General features: G+C 52.4%; 21 protein-coding genes. 2 read left to right on the forward strand and 19 right to left on the reverse strand.

The features are described 5' to 3' along the window. Nucleotides 1-35: 35 nt before the first annotated feature. The 14 genes from C8J48_RS14420 to C8J48_RS14485 form a co-directional block, all read right to left on the reverse strand. On the reverse strand, nucleotides 36-1,004 hold the full coding sequence (locus C8J48_RS14420; RefSeq protein WP_107727950.1) for a gluconeogenesis factor YvcK family protein: 969 nt from the start codon (nucleotides 1,002-1,004) through the stop codon (nucleotides 36-38). A 17-nt stretch (nucleotides 1,005-1,021) separates the two neighbouring features. Then, on the reverse strand, nucleotides 1,022-1,912 hold the full coding sequence (rapZ, locus tag C8J48_RS14425; RefSeq protein WP_107727951.1) for an RNase adapter RapZ: 891 nt from the start codon (nucleotides 1,910-1,912) through the stop codon (nucleotides 1,022-1,024). A gap of 25 nt (nucleotides 1,913-1,937) precedes the next feature. Next, nucleotides 1,938-2,894 carry an ROK family glucokinase gene (locus C8J48_RS14430; RefSeq protein ID WP_107728251.1) on the reverse strand — a complete coding sequence of 319 codons (957 nt, stop codon included), beginning with the start codon at nucleotides 2,892-2,894 and terminating at the stop codon, nucleotides 1,938-1,940. Between the two features lie 288 nt (nucleotides 2,895-3,182). Continuing rightward, the gene (locus C8J48_RS14435; RefSeq protein WP_170105570.1) at nucleotides 3,183-3,644 is read right to left on the reverse strand and encodes a CBS domain-containing protein; all 462 of its coding nucleotides are present in this window, start codon (nucleotides 3,642-3,644) and stop codon (nucleotides 3,183-3,185) included. 515 nt (nucleotides 3,645-4,159) lie between these two features. Continuing rightward, complete coding sequence (locus C8J48_RS14440) at nucleotides 4,160-5,884, reverse strand: tetratricopeptide repeat protein (RefSeq protein ID WP_107727953.1); 1,725 nt, start codon at nucleotides 5,882-5,884, stop codon at nucleotides 4,160-4,162. Nucleotides 5,885-6,085: 201 nt separating this feature from the next. Further along, a complete protein-coding gene (hisIE, locus tag C8J48_RS14445) occupies nucleotides 6,086-6,715 on the reverse strand; it encodes a bifunctional phosphoribosyl-AMP cyclohydrolase/phosphoribosyl-ATP diphosphatase HisIE (RefSeq protein WP_107727954.1) in 630 nt (209 codons plus the stop codon). Then, nucleotides 6,712-7,470 carry an imidazole glycerol phosphate synthase subunit HisF gene (gene hisF, locus C8J48_RS14450; protein ID WP_107727955.1) on the reverse strand — a complete coding sequence of 253 codons (759 nt, stop codon included), beginning with the start codon at nucleotides 7,468-7,470 and terminating at the stop codon, nucleotides 6,712-6,714. The genes hisIE and hisF overlap by 4 nt, the downstream gene beginning before the upstream one ends. Beyond that, nucleotides 7,467-8,210, reverse strand: a complete 744-nt coding sequence (hisA, locus tag C8J48_RS14455; RefSeq protein WP_107727956.1) for a 1-(5-phosphoribosyl)-5-[(5-phosphoribosylamino)methylideneamino]imidazole-4-carboxamide isomerase — start codon at nucleotides 8,208-8,210, stop codon at nucleotides 7,467-7,469. The genes hisF and hisA overlap by 4 nt, the downstream gene beginning before the upstream one ends. Then, nucleotides 8,207-8,824, reverse strand: coding sequence for an imidazole glycerol phosphate synthase subunit HisH (hisH, locus tag C8J48_RS14460; protein WP_211316656.1), 618 nt, complete (start codon nucleotides 8,822-8,824; stop codon nucleotides 8,207-8,209). The genes hisA and hisH overlap by 4 nt, the downstream gene beginning before the upstream one ends. Then, nucleotides 8,824-9,414, reverse strand: a complete 591-nt coding sequence (gene hisB / locus C8J48_RS14465; protein ID WP_107727958.1) for an imidazoleglycerol-phosphate dehydratase HisB — start codon at nucleotides 9,412-9,414, stop codon at nucleotides 8,824-8,826. Before hisB ends, hisH begins: the two co-directional genes overlap by 1 nt. Next, complete coding sequence (gene hisD / locus C8J48_RS14470) at nucleotides 9,407-10,687, reverse strand: histidinol dehydrogenase (RefSeq protein WP_107728252.1); 1,281 nt, start codon at nucleotides 10,685-10,687, stop codon at nucleotides 9,407-9,409. Before hisD ends, hisB begins: the two co-directional genes overlap by 8 nt. Continuing rightward, nucleotides 10,687-11,337, reverse strand: a complete 651-nt coding sequence (gene hisG, locus C8J48_RS14475; protein WP_107727959.1) for an ATP phosphoribosyltransferase — start codon at nucleotides 11,335-11,337, stop codon at nucleotides 10,687-10,689. Before hisG ends, hisD begins: the two co-directional genes overlap by 1 nt. Next, nucleotides 11,330-12,472, reverse strand: a complete 1,143-nt coding sequence (gene hisZ / locus C8J48_RS14480) for an ATP phosphoribosyltransferase regulatory subunit (RefSeq protein WP_107727960.1) — start codon at nucleotides 12,470-12,472, stop codon at nucleotides 11,330-11,332. The genes hisG and hisZ overlap by 8 nt, the downstream gene beginning before the upstream one ends. 81 nt (nucleotides 12,473-12,553) lie before the next feature. Continuing rightward, a complete protein-coding gene (locus C8J48_RS14485) occupies nucleotides 12,554-13,135 on the reverse strand; it encodes a non-canonical purine NTP pyrophosphatase (RefSeq protein ID WP_170105572.1) in 582 nt (193 codons plus the stop codon). Between the two features lie 169 nt (nucleotides 13,136-13,304). On the opposite strand from C8J48_RS14485, the gene C8J48_RS19240 reads away from it, so the two are divergent. Beyond that, a complete protein-coding gene (locus C8J48_RS19240) occupies nucleotides 13,305-13,439 on the forward strand; it encodes a hypothetical protein (RefSeq protein WP_281261224.1) in 135 nt (44 codons plus the stop codon). 142 nt (nucleotides 13,440-13,581) lie between these two features. Further along, nucleotides 13,582-14,664 (forward strand): quinone-dependent dihydroorotate dehydrogenase, encoded by a 1,083-nt coding sequence (locus tag C8J48_RS14490; protein WP_107727962.1) that lies wholly within the window; start codon nucleotides 13,582-13,584, stop codon nucleotides 14,662-14,664. Between the two features lie 279 nt (nucleotides 14,665-14,943). On the opposite strand, the gene C8J48_RS14495 is transcribed toward C8J48_RS14490, so the two are convergent. From C8J48_RS14495 to lgt, 5 genes are all read right to left on the reverse strand, one after another. Next, on the reverse strand, nucleotides 14,944-18,009 hold the full coding sequence (locus C8J48_RS14495; protein WP_107727963.1) for an efflux RND transporter permease subunit: 3,066 nt from the start codon (nucleotides 18,007-18,009) through the stop codon (nucleotides 14,944-14,946). 382 nt (nucleotides 18,010-18,391) lie between these two features. Beyond that, on the reverse strand, nucleotides 18,392-18,922 hold the full coding sequence (locus C8J48_RS14500; RefSeq protein ID WP_107727964.1) for an acyltransferase: 531 nt from the start codon (nucleotides 18,920-18,922) through the stop codon (nucleotides 18,392-18,394). Further along, nucleotides 18,919-19,587 carry a pyrophosphatase PpaX gene (gene ppaX, locus C8J48_RS14505; RefSeq protein WP_170105574.1) on the reverse strand — a complete coding sequence of 223 codons (669 nt, stop codon included), beginning with the start codon at nucleotides 19,585-19,587 and terminating at the stop codon, nucleotides 18,919-18,921. Before ppaX ends, C8J48_RS14500 begins: the two co-directional genes overlap by 4 nt. Then, complete coding sequence (locus C8J48_RS14510; RefSeq protein ID WP_107727966.1) at nucleotides 19,584-20,537, reverse strand: nucleoside recognition domain-containing protein; 954 nt, start codon at nucleotides 20,535-20,537, stop codon at nucleotides 19,584-19,586. The genes ppaX and C8J48_RS14510 overlap by 4 nt, the downstream gene beginning before the upstream one ends. Next, on the reverse strand, nucleotides 20,534-21,442 hold the full coding sequence (gene lgt, locus C8J48_RS14515) for a prolipoprotein diacylglyceryl transferase (protein ID WP_146160509.1): 909 nt from the start codon (nucleotides 21,440-21,442) through the stop codon (nucleotides 20,534-20,536). The genes C8J48_RS14510 and lgt overlap by 4 nt, the downstream gene beginning before the upstream one ends. Nucleotides 21,443-21,474 lie beyond the last annotated feature (32 nt).

A 21,474-nucleotide genomic window follows, 5' to 3' on the forward strand; every position in this document is an offset into this window, starting at 1 on the left:
CCTTCCTCATTCGCTGTCCCGGCCAGCCTGGTTGTTTAACGCGTCAGTTCCAGGATCAACTTGCTGAGTCGATTGGCGTTATGCCGAATCACCCCGTGATATTGAAGCAGGTTTTCTGCCCAGACACGGCAACCGACGGCTTGCAGACGCTCGATATCCGGTTGCACCATCGCAGCCCCTTCTTCTGCGTATTGTCGCAGAATGGCGGCAGGCGGGGTTTCATTGTTTAGGATAATGGTATCGATTAGGCGATCCCCTATATGGCGATGAATCGCCTCCAAATGATCAAAAGCCGTATATCCGTCCGTTTCTCCTGGTTGCGTCATCACATTGCAGATATAGACGGTTTTCGCTTGTGACTCCCGAATAGCCTCAGCCAATCCCTGCACCAACAGATTGGGTAAAATGCTGGTGTACAGGCTACCGGGACCGATGACGACGACATCCGCTTCTTGGATGGCCACCAATGCCTCCGGTATGGGACGTACATCTTCCGGTTCCAAAAAGACGCGCCGGATCTGCTTACCGGCAAGTGGAATGCGGGATTCCCCTTGCACACACGTCCCGTCCGTCATCTCCGCCCCTAACGTCACTTCTTGATCCGTCGAGGGAAGAACACGCCCCCGCACCGCCAACACCCGGCTTGCCTCTTGAATAGCATGGGTAAAATCTCCTGTAATATCCTGCATCGCCGCCAGAAACAAATTCCCTAAATTGTGTCCAGCTAATCCGTTCCCGTTTCGAAAACGGTATTGCAATACTTTTTCCAACATGGGTTCCGTATCGGCCAAAGCGACCAATACATTGCGGATATCGCCTGGAGGCGGCATTCCCATATCGGTGCGAAGTCTGCCGGAGCTACCCCCATCGTCGGCAACGGTCACAATCGCCGTGATGGAGACAGGCAATCGCTTTAACCCCCGCAACATCACAGCTAGGCCAGTGCCTCCCCCTATGACGACGATCCGAGGATTCGGACCGTCAGTCGGTTCTCTTTTTTCCATAACCGACACCTCTCGGTTCAACCGTTCTTCTCGATGTCCCGGTGCGCCACACGCACTTTTTCCTGCTCGTGGAAAGTCCGGTTGAGGGTTTCAGCAATTGCGACGGAACGATGTTGACCACCGGTACAACCGATGCCAACCACTAAACTAGTCTTGCCTTCCCGGTGATAGTGGGGAAAGAGGAAAGAGAGCATCTCCGTCAGATGTTGGAGAAACCGCTTGGTTTCCTCCCATTTCATCACATAATCGTATACATCAGTATCCCGACCCGTCAACGGTCTTAACGAATCTACATAATGCGGATTTGGCAGAAAGCGGACATCAAAGATAAGATCAGCATCGATGGGAACACCGTACTTGAAGCCAAACGATAAAAAGGTGATAGCAAGTCGATCCGATTCCGTCTGGTTAAACCGGGCGACAATCCTCTCTTTTAATTGCCCCGGCTTTAAGTTACTCGTATCGATAATCTGGTGTGCTCTCCCTTTCATCTCATCGAGCAGCTTTCTCTCCGCTCGAATCCCGTCAAGGGGCGTTCCATCCGGGGAAAGGGGGTGACGTCGCCGCGTTTCCTTGTAACGACGTACCAGCACTTGATCCTCAGCATCCAAGAACAAGATCTGATAATGGATACCATGACGTTTTTCCAATGTATCCAAGGATTCCACCAAAGATGAGAAAAATTCCCGACCTCTTAAATCGATCACCAGAGCAACCCGGCTCACTTTCCCCCCGGACTGTTCCAATAGGTCGGTCAGCTTAGACAGGAGCACAGGCGGCAGATTGTCAATACAGAAAAAGCCCATGTCCTCCAGACTCTGCATCGCGACACTTTTACCCGCTCCCGACATGCCTGTTATAACGACTAATTCAATCTGACATTCTTTTTCTGCAGCCAATTCGCTCACCCACTTTCCATCACTACCGTGGTCGTTAATGCTCCCGTCTGACTGTTAGAGCGGCTGCACCGATCATTCCCGCATCGTTGCCCAGTTGCGCGGGTAAAATTTGTACGCCGCGGGCAGCGGCAGCCAGCGCATGCTGGGCATAGGATTGGCGCAATGGTGTAAACAGTCGCTCACCCGCCCGCGAGACACCGCCACCCACAATAAAAGCGGCTGGGTTATTCACCACGGACAGAATCGCCATCAACCGTCCCAGTGCATCGGTGGCCCGATCGATTACCTCCAACGCCAACACATCCTGTTGTTCAGCTGCGGCAAAAAGCGTCCGTGTGTTTAGCTCGCCCTGCTGGGCCGGCTGGTGGAGGAGCGACTGCCGACCCGCAGCCAATCCTTCCTTCACCAGGCGCATCATACCAGTGGCCGAAGCGATCGTCTCCACACAGCCCCGTTTTCCACAGCCACACAGTGCACCGTTCTCTTCCATACAGATGTGGCCAATCTCACCGGCCATCCCGGATACCCCGTGAACCAGGCGACCATCGACGATAACTCCACCGCCGACACCGGTTCCCAATGTGATACAGACAATGTCACCGATCCCGGTTCCCGCCCCGCTCCAGGCTTCACCCAGCGCAGCCACATTGGCATCATTGTCAATAACCACCGGAACCCCCAATTTCGCTTCCAAAACAGTACGGACGGGAACCCGTTCCCAGGGAATATTGGTTAAACGAATAATCTCACCGCGCTCAATGTCCAAAAAGCCAGGCAACCCAATTCCCAATCCCGCCACACGAGACCAGGGTTGCCCGCTCATTTCCGCCAGTTCCCGCGCATGCTCAGCCATGCGGGCCAAACCGGTTTCGGCGCCTTCCTCACCCCGCGTTGGTTTTTCCAGCTTATCGAGCAGTTTCCCGTTTTCATCTACAATCCCCAGCTTCATACTAGTGCCGCCGAGATCGATGCCAATATAACATTTGTCCATAAAAACGTTCCCTTTCTGCATTTCATCGTTTCGACTATACCCGACCCCTGTAGCAGGGTCAAGCGACGGAACGGAAGAACCGAACATCTACACTGGATTTTCACATAAAATACCAGATGAAACACAAGACCGTAAAAATCCTGACGGAAAACCCGACACCATCAAGCTCAAGGAGTCTTACCTGTATTATACCAGAAACCGCTAATCACAGCGCTTTCATTCCGTTTTACCACCCATAGAAACACCTTAAAGAAAAAGCCCCTGTCGGGCGACATGGGCTTACAACAATCATGATCGCTCAACCATGATCTCAATAAACTCCTGTTGGAAAAGCTCAATCACTTTTTCCATCATCACCTTGCGCGTTAAAATCCCTACAAATCGGTTATCCTCATCGATAATCGGAATGTAGGGGCGGTCGATCAACACTTCATAGGCAAAGGAAAAGACGGAGTTTGCCAAAATACCGGAATGATTTTGATTCATCGCATCTCTGACAGAGCGCTCTGACAGTTTTCCAAGCTGAAAATCTTCTTTTTTCAGCATTAAATCCAAAATGTTCGTTTTACTGATCACACCCTCGACCCGTCCGGCGTCATCAATCACCGGAACGGAGGCGTAACCACGTCGTGTCAATACAATCAACGCACGCTCCAAGGACCAATCCGGATTCACCGTCACGACTTGATCCCCTGGGATCACCAAGGAGGCGATTTCCATGGAGAACAGTTGTGAAATCGATTGTGACATATTCCAAACATCCCTTTGCATTGTTTGGCATGCCGCACACCTAGCCCAAGCTGTTGGATGGAAGGGGTACAAACCGGTTGCCATGCGAGACTTGGGAACGAAGTAACCATCGCGATTCTTGTTCTGCAAAGCAACGCTTTTTCCGGCTTCGGCGCTTCCGCTGAACGGCACAGCAAAGGCACTTCGCTTTCAAAAATTCCTTCCATCATTCATATAATCAACAATCCTCAACATGGATTGTCCGTGGTACATCAACAAAATTGCTCAGGTGGCGAACACTGCCCATAGTATCAGTCTACAGCAGACCACCTAAAAAGAGAACCGGATTTTTTTTAACTAATTCGCGCCAGAAGTCTCCCACTTTTACAAGTGGCGAGATGAATGGCGCGTCAAACGGGGGATGGATTTTGTCATCTCACAATTCTGACAAAATCGTTCCAAAACCATTGCCGGGCCCATCTTTAACCACAAGCCCCTCAATTGAGGGGCTGAGGTTATATGATAATAAATCTGCCCTAGTGTGTGTTGTTACGATACACCTTGCAAACCTCTTCCAACATGCGTACGTTTCGTCCGACGGTGGAAGAGGAAACATCGTACTTGCGGGCGACCCCTTGGTAGGTGAGCGGAAGACCGTGTAGCTTGGCTACCACATATTCCAAGGCGGCAACCCATCCCTCCACTTTGCGAATCACAGGTAGGTTGGGTTGGTTTTGGCGCAAGAATTCAGCCCAAATGATCTCGGCGTCATTCATCTGTGTCTGATCATACTCCCCGGCCATTCTTCCCAGACAACGATCCAGTACCTGTCGCCACGCCTGGAGCCAGTGCGGCAATTCCTGTGCCAGCTGGTAGGGCTGAATCATCACTTCTCGGCCATCCAAGCGAGCACGGCACGGCTCCTTTATGCCGATTTCACGAAGGATATATAAGGCGATACGCTTCAGGTCATCATCTTCATTTTCCTTCAGCAAGAAGCCGCGCAAAACCTCTTCCACTTCACCATCGCGAATCCATTCAAATACTTGTAGCACTTGTAATTTTGTTTCGCGATCCCCGTGATTTAATGCCCAAAAGAAGGATGAGCGAATCAGAGGATTTTGCTTGATCTGCTCCGGAATGGACCGCCGTTGTTGTTGATCCAATTGCAACAACTGTTCCTCAAAGGGCAGTTGATAATGATAACTGATCGACGGCAGGCGCTGAAGAGAGCTTTCCGCCTCCACCAATTGGTTGAGGTAGAAGCGAGGCACCTCCGATTTCGGGTCGAGCTCACGGGCTACGCGCCAGTATTTTCGGGCGAAGCTCCATTCGCCGATGTTAAAGGCGGCAACGGCAACATAGTGATATAAGCTGGAGTCCGGCGCGGGATCCAGTTTCAACAGATGCCTAAACAGACGATACGCTTCTTGATGTTCACCGAGAACACCCATGGTGGTCGCCAATTTCATCATTTGCTCCAAATGGAACGGAGCCCATTTTTTCAACATGCCCACCAAACGATCCCGCTGTTCCACCTGCCCTTGATATTGACTCAGAACAGCCAGATTACACAAAGCGTGGAGATTGTGGGAGTCCTTTTGCAGTACCTGGTGGATGGTTTTCATTGCACGATCCAGTTCACCAGTATAATAATAGGACAATGCCAGGTTATTCATCGCCGCCAAAAAATCAGGCGCTTCCTCTACCAGTTTCTCCAGGATGCGGGTCGCCCGTAAAAAGTGACCGGCCTCCATACACTCCCGCGCTTCCTCATGCTTTCGCAGCAGGCGGTTCCGCGGTTGCACTCGTGGGCGTCGCGGTTGTCTTCCCAATTCAAAAGCCAACATCTCCAACATTTCCTCCGCTTCTTGGCTGAATTCCCCTTCAGGCTCTTCTTCCAAATAGCGCAGGCAGTGCTCTTCCGCCTTCTCAAAATCATCCATATTGGCATAGTTGTTGGCCATGTAGAAGTAGCATTCGTGTAGATGGGAGTCTACCTCTTGCAATATTCGCTCCAACACTTCGTTGGACTCCTCAAAACGTCCCATCTCCGATAATATTCCCGCCAAATTGCACTGGTTGACTGGATTATCCGGTTCTTTTTCCGCCGCTAATCGAAAATACTTCAGCGCCTTGTCATAGCGATGTCGATCCAGGGAGCGGACTGCCCGTTCAAAGAAGAAGCCCGCATCCATACGCAGACGGATCACTTTATGTCCTTGTTCCTGTTTTCGATTATCCGCTTGCATTCGTTTCATCTTATCCCACCCTATCGGGGTAGTTCCCCATTGGCGCATGTCGCAAAAAGTATATCATATTTACTACAAATTACATACCTACTACGAATGTTGATGTATCTCATCTGTCGTTTTTCTATTGTCCGCTTGAGGTAAACAGATGTCAAATACACAAAAAACACCCCCAAAAAGGAGGTAGAAAGTTTATTTCATCCGTTTAAGTTACCCCTTCGGACCATGTCTCTGTGCCAATTCCTGCAGAATCTCATCCAGAGACAAGCCCTGCTCCCGTAGTAGCACCAACCAGTGAAACAGAAGATCGGCACTTTCCCAACGCAGCTCGTCCGCAGAACGGTTTTTTGCTGCGATTACCACTTCTGTCGCTTCTTCACCCACTTTTTTCAGGATGCGGTCCACTCCACCAGTAAACAGGGATGTGGTATACGAATCGGTGGGTCGCTCCGTTTCTCGCTGTGCAATCACCGCTTCCAGGGTATTTAAGATGGCGAAGCGATCACCGCTATCGGTTTGCGCCGGTTTAAAACAGGAATAAGCGCCGGTATGACAGGCGGGGCCAGCGGGAATCACCCGCACTACCAATGCATCCCCGTCACAATCGCAAGCGATGGAAACGATACGCTGGGTGTTGCCCGATGTTGCCCCCTTATGCCACAACTCTTGGCGGGAGCGGCTCCAAAACCAGGTTTCTCCCGTCTCTAGCGTTTTGTTTAGCGATGCTTTGTTCATATAGGCCAATGTGAGCACTTCTTTGCTGACCGCATCCTGGACGATGGCAGGCACCAAACCGTCGACGTCAAACCGTACCTGAGCCGGATCAAAGGAAAGGCTCATCGGACATGCACCCCTTTCTCTTTTAAGTAAGCCTTCAACTGCGGCAAGGGGATCTCACGATAATGGAAAACGGATGCGGCTAAAGCAGCGGCGGCCGGGGTCTCCCTGAATACTTCCGCAAAGTGCTCGACAGCCCCTGCGCCGCCGGAAGCGATTACCGGAACCCGTACTTCTGCTGCCACCGCCTGCGTCAAGTGGAGGTCAAAGCCCGACTTTTGCCCATCTTGATCCATGCTGGTCAGCAAAATCTCCCCGGCCCCCCTCTCGACGGCTTCCTGGGCCCATTCCACCGCATCTCGTCCTGTCTGGTTACGGCCGCCGTGGCTAAGCACTTCCCACCTCTCCCCATCGAGATCGAAGCGGGCATCGATGGCGACGACGATACATTGGCTGCCGAAGCGGCGGGCTCCTTCCTCAATCAGGTCGGGATTGAGCAGAGCGGCGGTATTGATGGAGATTTTGTCTGCACCGGCCCGTAACAGGCGAAACATATCGTCGACCGAGCTGATTCCTCCACCGACGGTAAAGGGGATGCTCAATGTTCCCGCAGCTTGTTTGACCACTTCCACCATTGTTTTTCGCCCTTCATGAGAGGCGGATATGTCCAGAAACACCAACTCATCCGCTCCCTGTTCATCGTACCGAGCGGCCAGTTCCACTGGGTCACCGGCATCCCTGAGATTAACGAAGGAAACGCCTTTTACCACACGGCCGTCCTTTACATCCAGGCAAGGAATAATCCGTTTGGAAATCATACCCCCGCCTCCTTCTCCACCGCCTGTAGAGCCTCTTTTAAACGGATGGCCCCGGTATACAGCGCTTTGCCCACAATCGCTCCAGCAACTCCGTCTTTCGCATATCGGGCCAACTCCGTCAAATCGGCACTGGAGCGGACACCACCGGAGGCGATCACTTGGCGGCCACACGCCTGGGCGAGAAAACGGATGGCATCCACATTGGGACCGCTCAGGGTACCGTCTCGGGCAATATCGGTAAAAATGAAGGTTTCCGCCCCCAGTGCCGCCATTTCGTTGGCCAGCCGTTCCACCGGGACATTGGAGGTATCCAGCCAACCATGGGTAGCCACCATGCCGTCCCGGGCATCCAACCCGACCGCGATGCGATCGCCGAAAGAAGCGAGCGCCTCTTTTACAAACGCAGGGTTGTCCACAGCGGCGGAGCCGATTACTACCCGTTGGACACCGGCATCTAACAATTGCCTCAAACGCTCCATATCACGAACGCCGCCACCCACTTGCAATGGACACGGGGCGGCAGCCGCCATTTTTTTGATCACTTCCAGATTAGCTGCTACACCGGTTCGGGCAGCATCGAGATCAACCACATGCAACCACTCCGCGCCTTGATCGACAAAGCGGCGCACAACGGCGACGGGATCGGTGTCATATACCGTTTCGCGGGCATAGTCCCCTTGAAACAGTCGTACACAGTTGCCTCCACGCAGATCAATCGCCGGGTAAAGAGTGAAAGTCATGCGCAACCCACTCCTTCCCGGCACAACTGTGCAAAGTTATCCAATAGCCGTATTCCCACCTTGCCGCTCTTTTCCGGATGAAACTGCATTCCAAACAATTGATGCCTGCCCACGATCGCCGTCACATTTTGATGATAATCGGTAACAGCCAACACATCCTCACGATTGTCAGGAAGAACGCGGTGGGAGTGAACGAAATAGGCGTACCCCTCCTCCACTCCTTTTAACAGCGGGTGTGGCCCGTTAAATTGAAGTTGGTTCCAGCCCATATGGGGGATGTTGATATCCCCTTCCAACCGTTTGACATGGCCGGAAAACAGATTGAGCCCCTGATGATAACCGTGTTCATCACTGGAAGTAAATAAGAGCTGCATCCCCAGGCATATCCCCAATAACGGTTTTTCTGCGCTCGCTTCCCTGATCGCTTCCACTAGGCCCCTTTTTTTTAACTCCAGCATCGCATCGCCAAACGCACCCACCCCCGGAAGAATTAAGCCGTCTACTTGCCGCACCTCTTCCGGGTCAGCGATGATGCGAGCAGAGTGACCCATACGTTCCAACGCACGACTGACGCTGTATAAATTGCCCATTCCGTAATCGATCACACCGATCATCATAACACCCCCTTGGAGGATGGCACCCCGGTCACACGGGGATCTTTTTCTCCCGCCTGATCCAGTGCGCGGCCCAAGGCTTTAAACAAGGATTCGATCATATGGTGCGTATTGCGACCATAGTGCAGGATCACATGCAGATTGATGCGCGCTTCTAGGGCCAGCTTCCAGAAAAATTCATGTACCAACTCTGTGTCGAAGTTCCCTACCTTTGCTTGCGGAAACTCCGCCCGAAACTCCATATGAGGACGGTTGGACAGATCGACGATCACCTGACCGAGGGCATCATCCATCGGCACCCACGCTTGTCCATAACGGCGGATTCCTTTTTTCTCTCCCAGGGCTTCCCGGATGGCCTGCCCTAAGCAGATGGCGATATCCTCCACCGTGTGGTGGTCATCGATCTCCCAATCTCCCTTTGCCTCTACCTCCAAATTGAAGAGGCCGTGTTTAGCCCACAGATCCAGCATATGTTCCAAAAAGGGAACCCCGGTATCAAGATGGGTTTGGCCGGAACCGTCCCACTCCAGCGACAGGCGAATCTGTGTTTCTTTCGTTTCCCGCTCCACTCGTGCACTCCGTTCAGCCATGGGTGTCCTCCTTCTCCAACCGTACTCGGATTGAGGCGGCATGGGCGCTCAATCCTTCCGCCTCAGCCAGGGTCACCACCGTCTGTCCATCCCGTTGGATCATATCGCGACTAGCGGCGATTAAGCTGGTCTTTTTCGTAAAATCATCCACTCCCAAAGGAGAGGAAAAGCGTGCCGTTCCATTGGTGGGCAGCACATGGCTGGGACCGGCCACATAATCGCCCAACGCTTCCGGACTCCAGTGACCTAAAAACAAGGCCCCGGCGTGTCTCACTTGGCCCACCCAACTCCAAGGATCTTCCACCATCAGCTGCAAGTGTTCCGGCGCTAAGCGATTTGCCGTTGCCACCGCTTCCGCTACATCAACGGTAATCGCGATCGCCCCGTGCTCACGTAGTGATTGGGCCGCAATCTCCCTCCGCGGCAGCCGCTCACATTGGCTGATCAGCTCGCGGGTAACGGCAGCGGCCAAGGTTTGTGACGGTGTGAGTAAAACGGCGGAGGCCATGGGATCGTGCTCAGCCTGGGACAACAGATCCGCCGCCACCCACGCCGCGTCAGCGCTATCGTCAGCGATTACCACAATCTCACTAGGGCCCGCGATCATATCGATATCCACTTGGCCGTAAACCAAGCGTTTGGCCAAGGTGACATAGCGATTACCGGGACCGCAGATCTTATCCACCCGTGGGATCGTTTCCGTCCCAAATGCCAAAGCAGCAATCGCCTGGGCACCGCCCACCTTAAAAATGCGCTCCACTCCTGCTTCTCGTGCCGCCACCAAGGTGGTAGCGTCAATCTTGCCGTCGGCTTGCGGCGGGGTAGTGATCACCACTTCTTCCACTCCCGCCACTTGCGCCGGAATCACTGTCATCAACACGGTGGAGGGATAAGCGGCCCGTCCCCCCGGCACATAAACCCCTACCCGTTCCAATGGGAGAACCAGTTGCCCCAAAACAGTCCCGTCCGTTTCCGTTTCCATCCAAGATGTTCGCTTTTGCCGTTCATGATAAGCGCGAATCTTGGCGGCAGCGGTTTGCAACGCATTGATAAAAGCCGGTTCCACCTGTTGATACGCGTCCTCCATTTCCACAGCGGAGACCAGCGTTTCCGTCACTTCCACTTTGTCAAAGCGACGGGTATATGCTGCCAACGCGGTATCCCCTTTATGTTGAACATGGCGAATCACCTCTCGCACCATGCGCTCTTCCTCGGGCGAGCCGGTTTCCTCCCGCCGTCGGATATCCAGTTCATCCGCTTTTACGATCGAAATCATGATGAGCCCTCCTTCCCCTTCACCACTTGGGCCAACCGTTCAACGATCTCATTGACGGCACTGCTTTTTAAGCGATAACTGGCTCGATTGGCGATCAGGCGGGAGGTGACATGCGTGATCTCCTCCAGCTCCACCAGCCCGTTCTCCTTTAGGGTTCGCCCGGTTGAGACAATATCGACGATGCGATCGGTTAACCCGATCAGCGGGGCTAACTCCACCGAACCGTTTAAGTGGATGACGTCCACCTGTTGCCCTTTTTCACGGAAATAACGATCAGCGATCCGGGGGTATTTGGTGGCCACTTTGGGGTTAAATACCTGCTTCCAATCACGGGAACCGGCTACCGAGATGCGGCAGGGACTGATGCCGAGATCCAGCAATTCATAAACATCCCGTTCCTCTTCCAGCAACACATCCTTGCCCACCACTCCCAAATCGGCCACACCGTGTTCCACATAGGTGGGAACATCCATCGGTTTAACCATCAGAAAGGAGAGCGCTTCCTCCGGCACTTCCACCGTCAATTTACGGGAGTCTGCGGATAGATCTGTACCTACCGACAAACCCGCCTGTTTTAACAATAAAAGCGCCTCATCAAAAATGCGTCCCTTAGGCATGGCCACCACCAGTGGCTCCCGTTCAGCCATTTTCCCCCTCCTCCCCCCGTATCACCGCTATACCAGGATTATTTTCGTCGATCCGTAAGGTGACCGCTTTTCCTTCACTCCGCAAACGGGTCGCTTCCCGATAGGCACGTCGACGGGAAGCAGGATCATATACCAGGGTTATCGCTTCTTTTACCGACCCTTCCCCCGTCCCCGCCATAATCAACCGATCGGTCTTTAAAGCGAATCCACGGGCCGGTGCCGGGCGGTCAAAACGCTCCAACAACCGATCATAACGGCCACCGCTCAATAGATAATAGCTGGCGGCTCCATATCCTTCAAAATAGATGCCGGAGTAGTAATCCAAGCTTCCCACCAGGCTGAGATCGATCCCCATATAGTGATCCAGCTCCCAATCGCATAACGCCTCCCAAATCCCCTCCAAATGGGCGATCGCCTTCTGTACACGGGAGCAGTCCGTCCCTTTCCACCGCTGAAGGATTGTCACACCCCCACGCTGCTCCAGGATCGACAACAACCATTCCCTTCCACGCTCGGGCAAATCCAGGGCGTTGACACGATGGCGAAACTCCACCAAGTTGCGCCGACTCAAACATTCCCGCAGCTGATCCGCTGTTTTTCGATCCTGAAGCTGCTCCATCAACAAGGCATCCAATAATCCTATATGACCGATCGCCAACTGGATAGAACCCACACGGCAAGCTTGCAGCGACTCTACCGCCAAAGCCAACACTTCCGCATCCGCTTCCGGCGAATGATCACCCACCAGCTCCACACCGGATTGGAAAAACTCCGCACTCCGTCCCGCTTCCCGTTCCTGCGCTCGAAAAACGTTGGCATGATAAAACAGCCGCAGCGGCAGCGGCTCTTCCCGCATCAACGACGCCACTACTCGGGCGATGGGGGCGGTTTGATCCGGGCGCAGAACCAGTGTCTTTCCCTGTCCGTCCAACAGCTTAAACAGCTTATCCTCATCGATGGCACTGGCGCCGCCGACGGTGTCAAAATACTCCAAGGTGGGGGTAATCACTTCCCGATAACCCCACGCGGTAAACCGCTCTTCCACCTGTCGTTCAACCCACTGCTTTTTGCGGGCCACTTCCGGCAAAAAATCCCGTACACCCACCGGTTTTTCAAATTCGCGCGGCTTTCCCAACGGACTCCACTCCCAGAACACTTTAGTTTGCTAATGCGATAAAGATGTTCTTTGTAGTGTAACATCCATATCAAAACAGCGTCAATCCGCCACTTTACTCCCGTTTCGCTCCTGTAGCCAGTGTGCCGCTTCTTTTAGCACCTTTGCACGGTATGAATATTGTTCCCGTTCTGAAGGGGACATTTCCGCAAAGGTGCGATTCTCCCCCACGGGAACGAACAAAGGATTAAAGGGAAAACCGGGTTCCGGCGTCACACCGGGAGGGTATTCTTCCAATAAACGACCATAGGTGTGTGCGGAAAAGGTATTCACCTCTCCATCCCATAAAATTGCAATCGCTCCTTCAAACCACGCATCGCGGCGCTCCCCTTGTAACAGTTTAAAAATCCCTTTATAGCCGATGCGTTCAAAAACCCGTTTCGTCAAAATCCCTGGAAAATGAGAGTAAGCCGCAAAGAAGATCCCGGCATCATCCACCATCACCCGTTGGATTCCCCTCTCTTTTACCTGTTTCAACTTTTCACGGGTGACATCTTCAATCGTTCCGACGTCCGGTTCAAATAATTGAAGGGGAAGGCTGACAACGTCAATCCCTAACGGAGTCAACACATGCCTGGCTTCCCGCAGCTTTCCCTCATTTGTTGTCGCAAAAGGCAATTTCAAGCCAGTTCCCTCCATTCTTCGTTTCATTATACAGCGAAGGGGGACACGAATCGACGATAAACCTGCGAATCATAACATAGAGAGGTCTATAGGGAATAATAGAGCTACAATATTAGAAAAGACCCTGGCTCTAAAAGCCGTTCCATCACGATGAGAAGGAGGACTCTCCATGGCATCGCTTTTTACCTTTGCCGGTATCCTAATGACGATTGTAGGAGGCGTCTTAGCCCTTCGCAGCAAAAGCATGGGCTTGGAGATATTGGTCTTGGGACTGTTTTGTCTGTTAATCGCATTTTTGGCATAAGATTGATTAAACTTCTCCCTCCATCCTGTCCCAGTGTCTCCTCAAAAAAAATGTGGTATTCTACGGAGAGACAACTAAGGAATGTTGTCTGATTCCCTAGTGTAGCGGGATTAGACACACCTGCGAAAGGACTTATCATAACGTGTATTCTTTGTTAAAACCATGGCTGTTTCGGATGGATCCGGAAGCGGCCCATGAGTGGGCCATCCGCGGCTTAAAAATGGTGCAATCCATCCCTGGGGGAGTTTGGGGAGTCAAGTGGAAATACCACATGGAAAACCCGCGGCTGGGCGTCAGCTGCTCCCGGCTTCGCTTTCCCACTCCGGTCGGGTTGGCCGCCGGCTTTGATAAGCATGCTTCGGTTTACCCGGCTTTGGCTGCCTTGGGATTTGGCTTTGTCGAAGTGGGAACGCTCACACCCCGCCCGCAGCCGGGCAATCCTCGCCCCCGCCTGTTTCGGTTACCGCAGGAGGAAGCAGTGATCAATCGAATGGGCTTCAACAACGACGGCGTAGAAGCAGCACTTCAATCCTTCTCCCAGCTGAAGCGCCCCAACATCCCGATCGGCATCAACCTGGGAAAAAACAAAGACACACCGGTGGAAGAAGCGCCTGCCGATTATCGTAAAGGTCTGCGTACCCTTTATCGGTATGGGGATTACTTTGTCATCAATATCAGTTCCCCCAATACCAAAGGTCTGCGCGATCTGCAACAATCCGATTCCCTTGACCATCTATTGGCAGAAATAATGGAAGAACGACGCCAACTGCAACAAGAGACGGGAGAAATACGGCCACTGATGGTGAAATTGGCACCGGACCTAGAGGACGAAGCCATCGAAAGCGCAGTCTCCATCGCGCAAAAGCGAGATATCGACGGACTGATCGTCTCCAATACCACCTTAAGCCGGGACGGAATCAAACATGCGCTTCGCCGGGAGAGCGGTGGTTTAAGCGGCCGCCCACTGGCAAAGCGCGCAACGGAAATGATTCGTCACGTACACCGAATCAGCAATGGTTCCATCCCGATCATCGGCGTCGGCGGCATCTTTGACGGAAACGACGCTTATGAGAAAATTCGTGCTGGGGCTACCCTAGTACAAGTCTACACCGGTATGATTTATCGCGGTCCTGGCATTGCCCGCCACATTAATGAAGAGCTGTTGCAATTATTGGAGAGAGACGGTTTCTCCTCGATCGCGGAAGCGGTTGGTGTCGATGTGTAACTATTGAGGATTTTGATATAATCAACAAGCGAAACAAAGCCCTGCGCCGAAAGGCGTCAGGGTTTTGTTCTTACCACAAAAAGGAAAATGATAGTTCATCCGTTGTTAGATCCCTATGATTTTACGAATTGAACAACACCTGCCTTCTTAAAGAAAGCAGGCATTGTTATTCAATCACGGAGAGCGAAAGTTGTTTCCATCCATAATCTCACACAGAAAAGTATACATATCCGCACCTTCGTCACTGATCGCAATCCCGTCGTTATCCAGCGACCGTAATTACTCCGCGGTCGCTTCACTCTTTTTCTTTTTCAACCAACGCGTTTCCGGATCAAACCATGAGTAGACGACCGGGATCACCACTAGTGTGAGTATAGTACTGGAAACCAGACCACCGATCACCGCGATCGCCAACGGCTGCTGGATTTCCGTCCCTTCTCCCAAACCGAGGGAGAGGGGGATTAAACCTAAGATAGTGGTAGTGGCAGTCATCAAAATGGGGCGCAGACGGGTGATGCCCGCTTCCACAATCGCATCGTAGCTGGCCATGCCCCGTTGCTTTAGTTGGTTGATATAATCGACCAAGACAATCGCATTATTGACCACAATCCCCGCCAGCACGATCAAACCGATCATCGCTGTCACCCCGACGGGGGTTTGCGTAAGGTAAAGCGCCAACGCCACCCCAATCACCATCAATGGCAGGGTCAGGATGATAACAAAGGGATATTTAAAGGATTCAAACTGCGCCGACAACACCAGAAAGACAAACAAAACCGCCAATCCCGCCGCCAGTATCAAGTCATCGATCGCATCTTGAAACAGTTCGGCACTTCCGGTAAAGCGCACATCCATATCGCGAGGCAGATTGATTTGATCCAGCTTAGCGTTTACATCCCGCTCCACCGTTCCTAGATCAGTCCCGTCAAACTGCACCTGATACTGAATGCTGTCCTGTAGATCGTCCCGGCTGATGACGATGGGACCTTGTTCAACCGTGATATCCGCCACTTCGGACAGTTTAACATGGTCTCCGTCGCCCACCGGGATTGGGAGGTCTTCCAGCTTTTCTGGGGATTCTTGAAAGGATTTCTCATAACGGAGAAAAACATCATGGATGCCTCCATCCTTTAAATCCATCCCGGTCACGATCTCTCCCCGCGTCGCAGTTGATACCGCCGCAATCACTTGCGCCGGCGCCAATCCGTGCTCCTCCGCTTTTTCCCGGTCGACAACCACTTGTAACTCGGGTTGTGTCGCTTGGCGTGAGTCCGACACTTCCTGCACCCCGTCCACTTGCCGTAGAGAGTCGGAAACGCGATCCGCCCACTCCTCCAGCTCAGCGGCGCTTCCGCTGAGGGTGAACTCCAGCGTATTAGGTGCCCCTGCTGCTTCAAAGGAGGACTGTTCCTGTAATTCAACTTCTACATCGGGATCAACCGCTGCCAACTTAGGGCGCAGTTCGTTCATAATGGAGCGGGTACTGCGATTCCGTTCCTCCGCATCCACTGCATTGACATAAAATTGAGCGATATTGCGCCCACTCTCCCCAAACATGGCGTTTTCATTTTGCCCCGTTCCCAAGGAAAGCTGGAAGTCTGCAATATCCTTCTCCTTTTCCAGGATTGACTCCATCGCTGCCGCCACCTCATCGGTTTTGGATAATCCGGTTCCAGCCGGCAGCTTGGCTTCAATCATAAAAACGCCCTCATCAGCAGCTGGCAGATATTCGGTCCCTACTTGGCTGATGCCGTACGCGCCTACCCCAAGCAACACCAATGCGGTTAACACTACCAGGAAGCGATGACCAAGGGCAAAGCGGAGTGTCCGCCGAAAAGCGCGCTGCCCCCATCGCCGCTGCGGCTTTTTGCCCTTGCGCGGCTTTTTCATGATTTGAGAGGCGATCACAGGGATAATCGTCAATGATACCAGCAGCGAAGCCAGTAGGCTAAAGGAGACCGTCAAAGCGAACTCGCGGAACAACTGTCCCACAATCCCGCTAACAAACACCATCGGCACAAACACAAAAATGGTGGTCAAGGTAGAGGCAGTGATAGCCGACGCCACTTCACCGGCTCCCTTTTCCGCCGCTTGGCGGGGATCTTCGCCCCTTTGCAGATGGCGGTAGATATTTTCAATCACCACAATCGCATTATCCACCAGCATTCCTACCCCAAGAGCGAGACCGCCAAGGGTCATCATGTTAAGGGTAAAATCAGCGAAATACATCAGGACAAAGGTGGTGATCACCGACACGGGAATAGCCACTCCGATAATCAGGGGGCTGCGATAGGAGCGCAGAAACAGAAAGAGAACCAACATCGCCAAGACGCCCCCGCCGATCATGGTGTTTGTCACATTGGTGACGGAGCGATCTACATATTCACCCTGATCAAAGATGGTGACAAACTGCAACTTTTTATCCGCCTGCAACCGATCCAACTCCGCCTTTACCTCATGGGAAACAGAGGCGGTGTTGGCACCGGCCTGTTTAAATACATTGATACCGACACTTGGCTTTTGGTTGGTACGGGTGATAACCTCTTGTTCTTTTTCCGTGAGTTTAACATCTGCCACATCATCCAGGGTAATTTTATCCCCGTTTTGTGGGTTGACCGCCATCGTCAACGCTTTTAACTGCTTGAGATTGGTCAGCTTCGAGGTGACCCGAAGGGTTAAATCTTCGTCTCCTTTTTCCGCGATCCCACCAGGTTGACTCAGATTGGAAGCTTCGATTCGATCCTTGATATCGGCTTGGGACAGATCCCACTTTTGCAGCTCATTCCCTTGCAGGATCACCTGGACCTGTTGTTCCGACAACCCTGTATGATCAGCGCTGGCAACACCGGGAAGTTTGGACAAGGCCTGTGTAATCTCATCCACATCATCGGCCCATTGTCCATCCTCTTGCGATTCCGCCATTACCGACAACTGCATGATTGGAAAAGCGGAAGGATCAAACTTCAAGAAGTTGGGTGTATCTACATCGGAGGGTAACGGAGTCTGATTGATCCGTGCTAAGACATCGTTTTGCATTTGGTTGATATCCTGAGACCAATTAAACTCCAGCAAAATCAGAGCGACTCCTTCTTGGGTCTGGCTCTGAATATTATTTAATCCTTGCAGTGTACCCAGTTGCAGTTCCAGCGGTTTGGTCACTTTCTCCAGCACTTCATCGGGGTTCGCTCCGGGATATGAAGCGACGACTGCACCTACCGGAGGCTGAATGTCCGGTAATAGATCCATCTGTAGATTGGCCAAGGAGACGATCCCCATGACCAAGATAAGAATAACGGCAACTGTTGTAAAGACAGGGCGACGAATCGCCGACCGGGCTAACCACATTCCCTATTCCTCCTGTACTCTCGATGTTGAAACATTTTGCAGAAACGCCGCCACGTTTGATTTGAACAGCGATTATAATTGCATTCATCAGGGTTTCACTGTTATAAACTTTGACACAAAAAATCCACTTTCATTGTATCGTTTCCCATCAACTCGCAAATTCACCCTTCTTAACAGGATTGTGAACAATCCCGCGTCCTGAATTCCATCTTCGCACCTCTTTCCCTTTCATTGATGAAGGGAAGTCCGCAAACTGGAAATCCTCCCTCTTCCATTATCAGGGTTTTCCAACAGCCTCGGAATTGTGAACACGCAAAACCCCTAGACGGCACCGATGCCGTTACTAGGGGTTTTCAAATGGCTTGACGCTAATTTTCGTCGATCATTCTTGTTCCGGTTGGATCGGGTTATCCGGTGGAGGTGGGGTCTCTTCCCGTTTTCCAATCAAGCGGATGGGATTTCCCGCCGCCAACATACCGGTAGGGATATCTTTGTTCACGAGGGAGCCCGCACCGATGACGGCGCCGTCGCCGATGGTTACTCCCGGCAAAATAGTGGTATTGGCACCGATCATAACACGATCGCCGATCACCACATCGCCGAGGCGGTATTCATCCACCAAATATTCATGGGTGAGGATGGTGCTGTGATAACCGATGATGGTATCGGAGCCGATGCGAATCCGCTCCGGGTGCAATAAGTCGACGGTCACTTTAAAGGCGAGCGCAGTGCGGTCACCCACCTGCATGTTGAGCAAATGTCGATAGATCCAGTTTTTCCAGGGAAAAACGGGCACATATCGTACCAATTCATTGACCACGGTATTTTTAAACACTGTTGCAAAGGGAACAATCCGGTATAACTGCCACAGGGAGTTACTACCACTCACCGCATGGCGCTCGGTCTTTCTCATCGCCGCTCCTCTCCATCTACAACGGTAAGACCAATGATCCCGTACAAATCTTCCATGCTGTGCAACAGATAATCCGGCTTATACGCCAATAGTGACTCCGCTCCATGGGCGGACCATGCTACCCCTGCGCTGGCCGTCCCGGCATTATGAGCTGCCAATAGATCAAAGCGGCTGTCTCCCACCATCAAGGTGTCAGCAGCATCCGCTCCCACACGATTCATGGCCAAGCGAAGCGGATCCGGCGCCGGTTTATCCCGCTCCGCTTCCCCTTGACACACCACCGTCGCCATCAAAGGCTCCAAGCCGCACAAGCGTAAACCCATCTCAACGGTGACCCGCTGTTTATTGGAGACGACACCCAGGGTAAATCCTTCGCGATGAAGGCGCTCCAGCACGTGATTAACGCCGGGAAACGCTTGTACATAATCGTCATGATGAGCGACATTGTGACGGCGATAGGTTTTTACCATCGCTTCTGCCCGCTCTTCGCCACCAAATCGCTTCATCTGCTCAAGCAGCGGCTCCCCCAATGCTTCCAACACCTCTTTTTCGCCATAGGGAAGCGAGCCGTACTCTGCAAATGTATGCAGAAATGAGGCGACGATCAATGGAGTCGTATCTAACAAGGTGCCATCCAAGTCAAATAAGATTGTGCGATATTTCAAAGCGATTCCCCCTGTGCAGGTCGATTGACCGCAGGATTGCTTTGGGGCGAAGGCCAAAACCAAGCGATACATAAGGTCATCAGGATGGCCACACCCAACCGGATCAACAGCAGGGGCAATACATCAATACCCAAGGGAGCAAAAATTAACGTATCTTCCACCACTGCGTGACAGGCCGCCAAAAATAAGATCATCAGGGTCATGTCCCGTTTGCTAAATCCTTTTTCCCGAGCCTGTTCAATAATGACGCCAGCCCCCATCGCCAGACCGAATAAAAGACCACTCGCCATAATGATAGAGCCGCGCGGTTCAATGCCGAGGGGACGCATCATCGGTACCATCCAATCGGCAAAACGATCCAACCAGTGCCAATCTTTTAGGATCTGAATCCCCATCATCAGCGGAAAGACGACTAAAGCTAGTTGAAAGATACCGGTCATCGCTGTTTGCAGGGCCAACCCCGTGATTTCCAGCCATCCTTCCGGTTGCGTTTGCGGAGTGATCCAGCCGTAGTGGGCTGCGCTATCTCCACCCTGCCACAACCAGTGAATCATGACGGCAGTAATAACGGCTAATCCGATTCGTACCCCTGCCACCAAACCCGCATTCACCCCGACCCGACGACACACCGCCGACTCCAGTAATAAATTGTGTGAGAAACTGAGCATCACAGCGAGAATAAAAACTTGCTTCACCGTTAAATCCAAGGTTAGAATTGCCCCGATGGCGGCATACAGATTGAGCATATTTCCCAGCACCAGTGGAATGGCCGCCTCTCCCGGCAAACCCAGCCACGACATTGCCGGTGTCAATAACCGCACCAATCCATCGATCACTGGGGTATGTTGCAATAGACTGACTGCCAAGGTGACGGGAAAGATGATTTTCCCCAGTTCCCAGGCGGTGCTCCACCCGGAGATTAACCCTTTTTTCCAATTGATTCGCTTCATCCCTCGATGCTTTCCTTCTTTTGATAGTAAGATTCATGGGCTTGGCCGCGCACTCTGCGGAAGATGATCAATGCAATTCCCAACAGCACCAACAGCAAGCTTACCAGTTGGGCGATACGAATATTGCCGTCCGTCATCCAGCCCGGTTCAAATAAGATCTGCATTGGCGACCACAGCCCGTTGATGAAGGAAGCCAGCCACGCCGGCCCCTCAAAGGTGAGACTGTCGGTACGCAATCCCTCGATAAAAAAGCGCCCCAGGGAATACCATATCAAATAGGTAAAGAAAACCTCGCCGCGACGGGGGTTAAACCGACGCAACAGGAGTAACATGCCAAAACCCACCAATGTCCACAGGGACTCATAAAGAAAAGTGGGATGATAGTAAACGCCTTGGATGTTCATCTGTTCAATGATCCAGTTTGGCAGCATCAACCCTTCTAAAAAGGAACGGGTCACTTCCCCGCCGTGGGCTTCTTGGTTCATAAAGTTGCCCCAACGGCCGATGCATTGCCCGATAATAATGCTGGGTGCCACAATATCCGCCATGTGCAAAAAGGAGATTTCCCGTTTCCTTACAAAAACCGCGCCAGCCAGCAACGCCCCGATCAAGCCGCCGTGAATCGCCAGGCCGCCTTTCCATATGGCGAAAATGTCTGCGGGATTCTGTGAATAGTACTCCCATTCAAACGCCACGTAATAAAGCCGCGCACCGATAATGGCCGCGGGGATCACCCATATGATCAGATCTAGGAACAACTCCGAATCCAAACCGTGGCGTTTCCCTTCCCGAATCGCAAGCCACAGTCCGATCAGTACCGCAGACCCCATAATGATTCCATACCAATGGATTTGAAGCGGACCCAGTGAAATTGCCACAGGGTCGAGCACCTGTGCAAAGCCCATGCCTACGGCTCCTCCTTTTGCTATATCCCGTA

The organism is Desmospora activa DSM 45169, from assembly GCF_003046315.1.
In the GTDB taxonomy this organism is placed as follows: domain Bacteria; phylum Bacillota; class Bacilli; order Thermoactinomycetales; family DSM-45169; genus Desmospora; species Desmospora activa.

Bases quoted from the DNA above. Each gene is read 5' to 3' on its own strand.
- hisA (WP_107727956.1), bottom strand. From the start codon at position 8,210: ATGACTTTCACTCTTTACCCGGCGATTGATCTGCGTGGAGGCAACTGT.
- hisG (WP_107727959.1), bottom strand. From the start codon at position 11,337: ATGGCTGAACGGGAGCCACTGGTGGTGGCCATGCCTAAGGGACGCATT.
- hisH (WP_211316656.1), bottom strand. From the start codon at position 8,824: ATGATCGGTGTGATCGATTACGGAATGGGCAATTTATACAGCGTCAGT.
- lgt (WP_146160509.1), bottom strand. From the start codon at position 21,442: ATGGGCTTTGCACAGGTGCTCGACCCTGTGGCAATTTCACTGGGTCCG.
- hisB (WP_107727958.1), bottom strand. From the start codon at position 9,414: ATGGCTGAACGGAGTGCACGAGTGGAGCGGGAAACGAAAGAAACACAG.
- C8J48_RS14430 (WP_107728251.1), bottom strand. From the start codon at position 2,894: ATGGACAAATGTTATATTGGCATCGATCTCGGCGGCACTAGTATGAAG.
- C8J48_RS14420 (WP_107727950.1), bottom strand. From the start codon at position 1,004: ATGGAAAAAAGAGAACCGACTGACGGTCCGAATCCTCGGATCGTCGTC.
- hisF (WP_107727955.1), bottom strand. From the start codon at position 7,470: ATGATTTCCAAACGGATTATTCCTTGCCTGGATGTAAAGGACGGCCGT.
- C8J48_RS14500 (WP_107727964.1), bottom strand. From the start codon at position 18,922: ATGAGAAAGACCGAGCGCCATGCGGTGAGTGGTAGTAACTCCCTGTGG.
- C8J48_RS14495 (WP_107727963.1), bottom strand. From the start codon at position 18,009: ATGTGGTTAGCCCGGTCGGCGATTCGTCGCCCTGTCTTTACAACAGTT.
- hisIE (WP_107727954.1), bottom strand. From the start codon at position 6,715: ATGAGCCTTTCCTTTGATCCGGCTCAGGTACGGTTTGACGTCGACGGT.
- C8J48_RS19240 (WP_281261224.1), top strand. From the start codon at position 13,305: ATGGCATCGCTTTTTACCTTTGCCGGTATCCTAATGACGATTGTAGGA.
- C8J48_RS14440 (WP_107727953.1), bottom strand. From the start codon at position 5,884: ATGAAACGAATGCAAGCGGATAATCGAAAACAGGAACAAGGACATAAA.
- C8J48_RS14510 (WP_107727966.1), bottom strand. From the start codon at position 20,537: ATGAAGCGAATCAATTGGAAAAAAGGGTTAATCTCCGGGTGGAGCACC.
- C8J48_RS14435 (WP_170105570.1), bottom strand. From the start codon at position 3,644: ATGTCACAATCGATTTCACAACTGTTCTCCATGGAAATCGCCTCCTTG.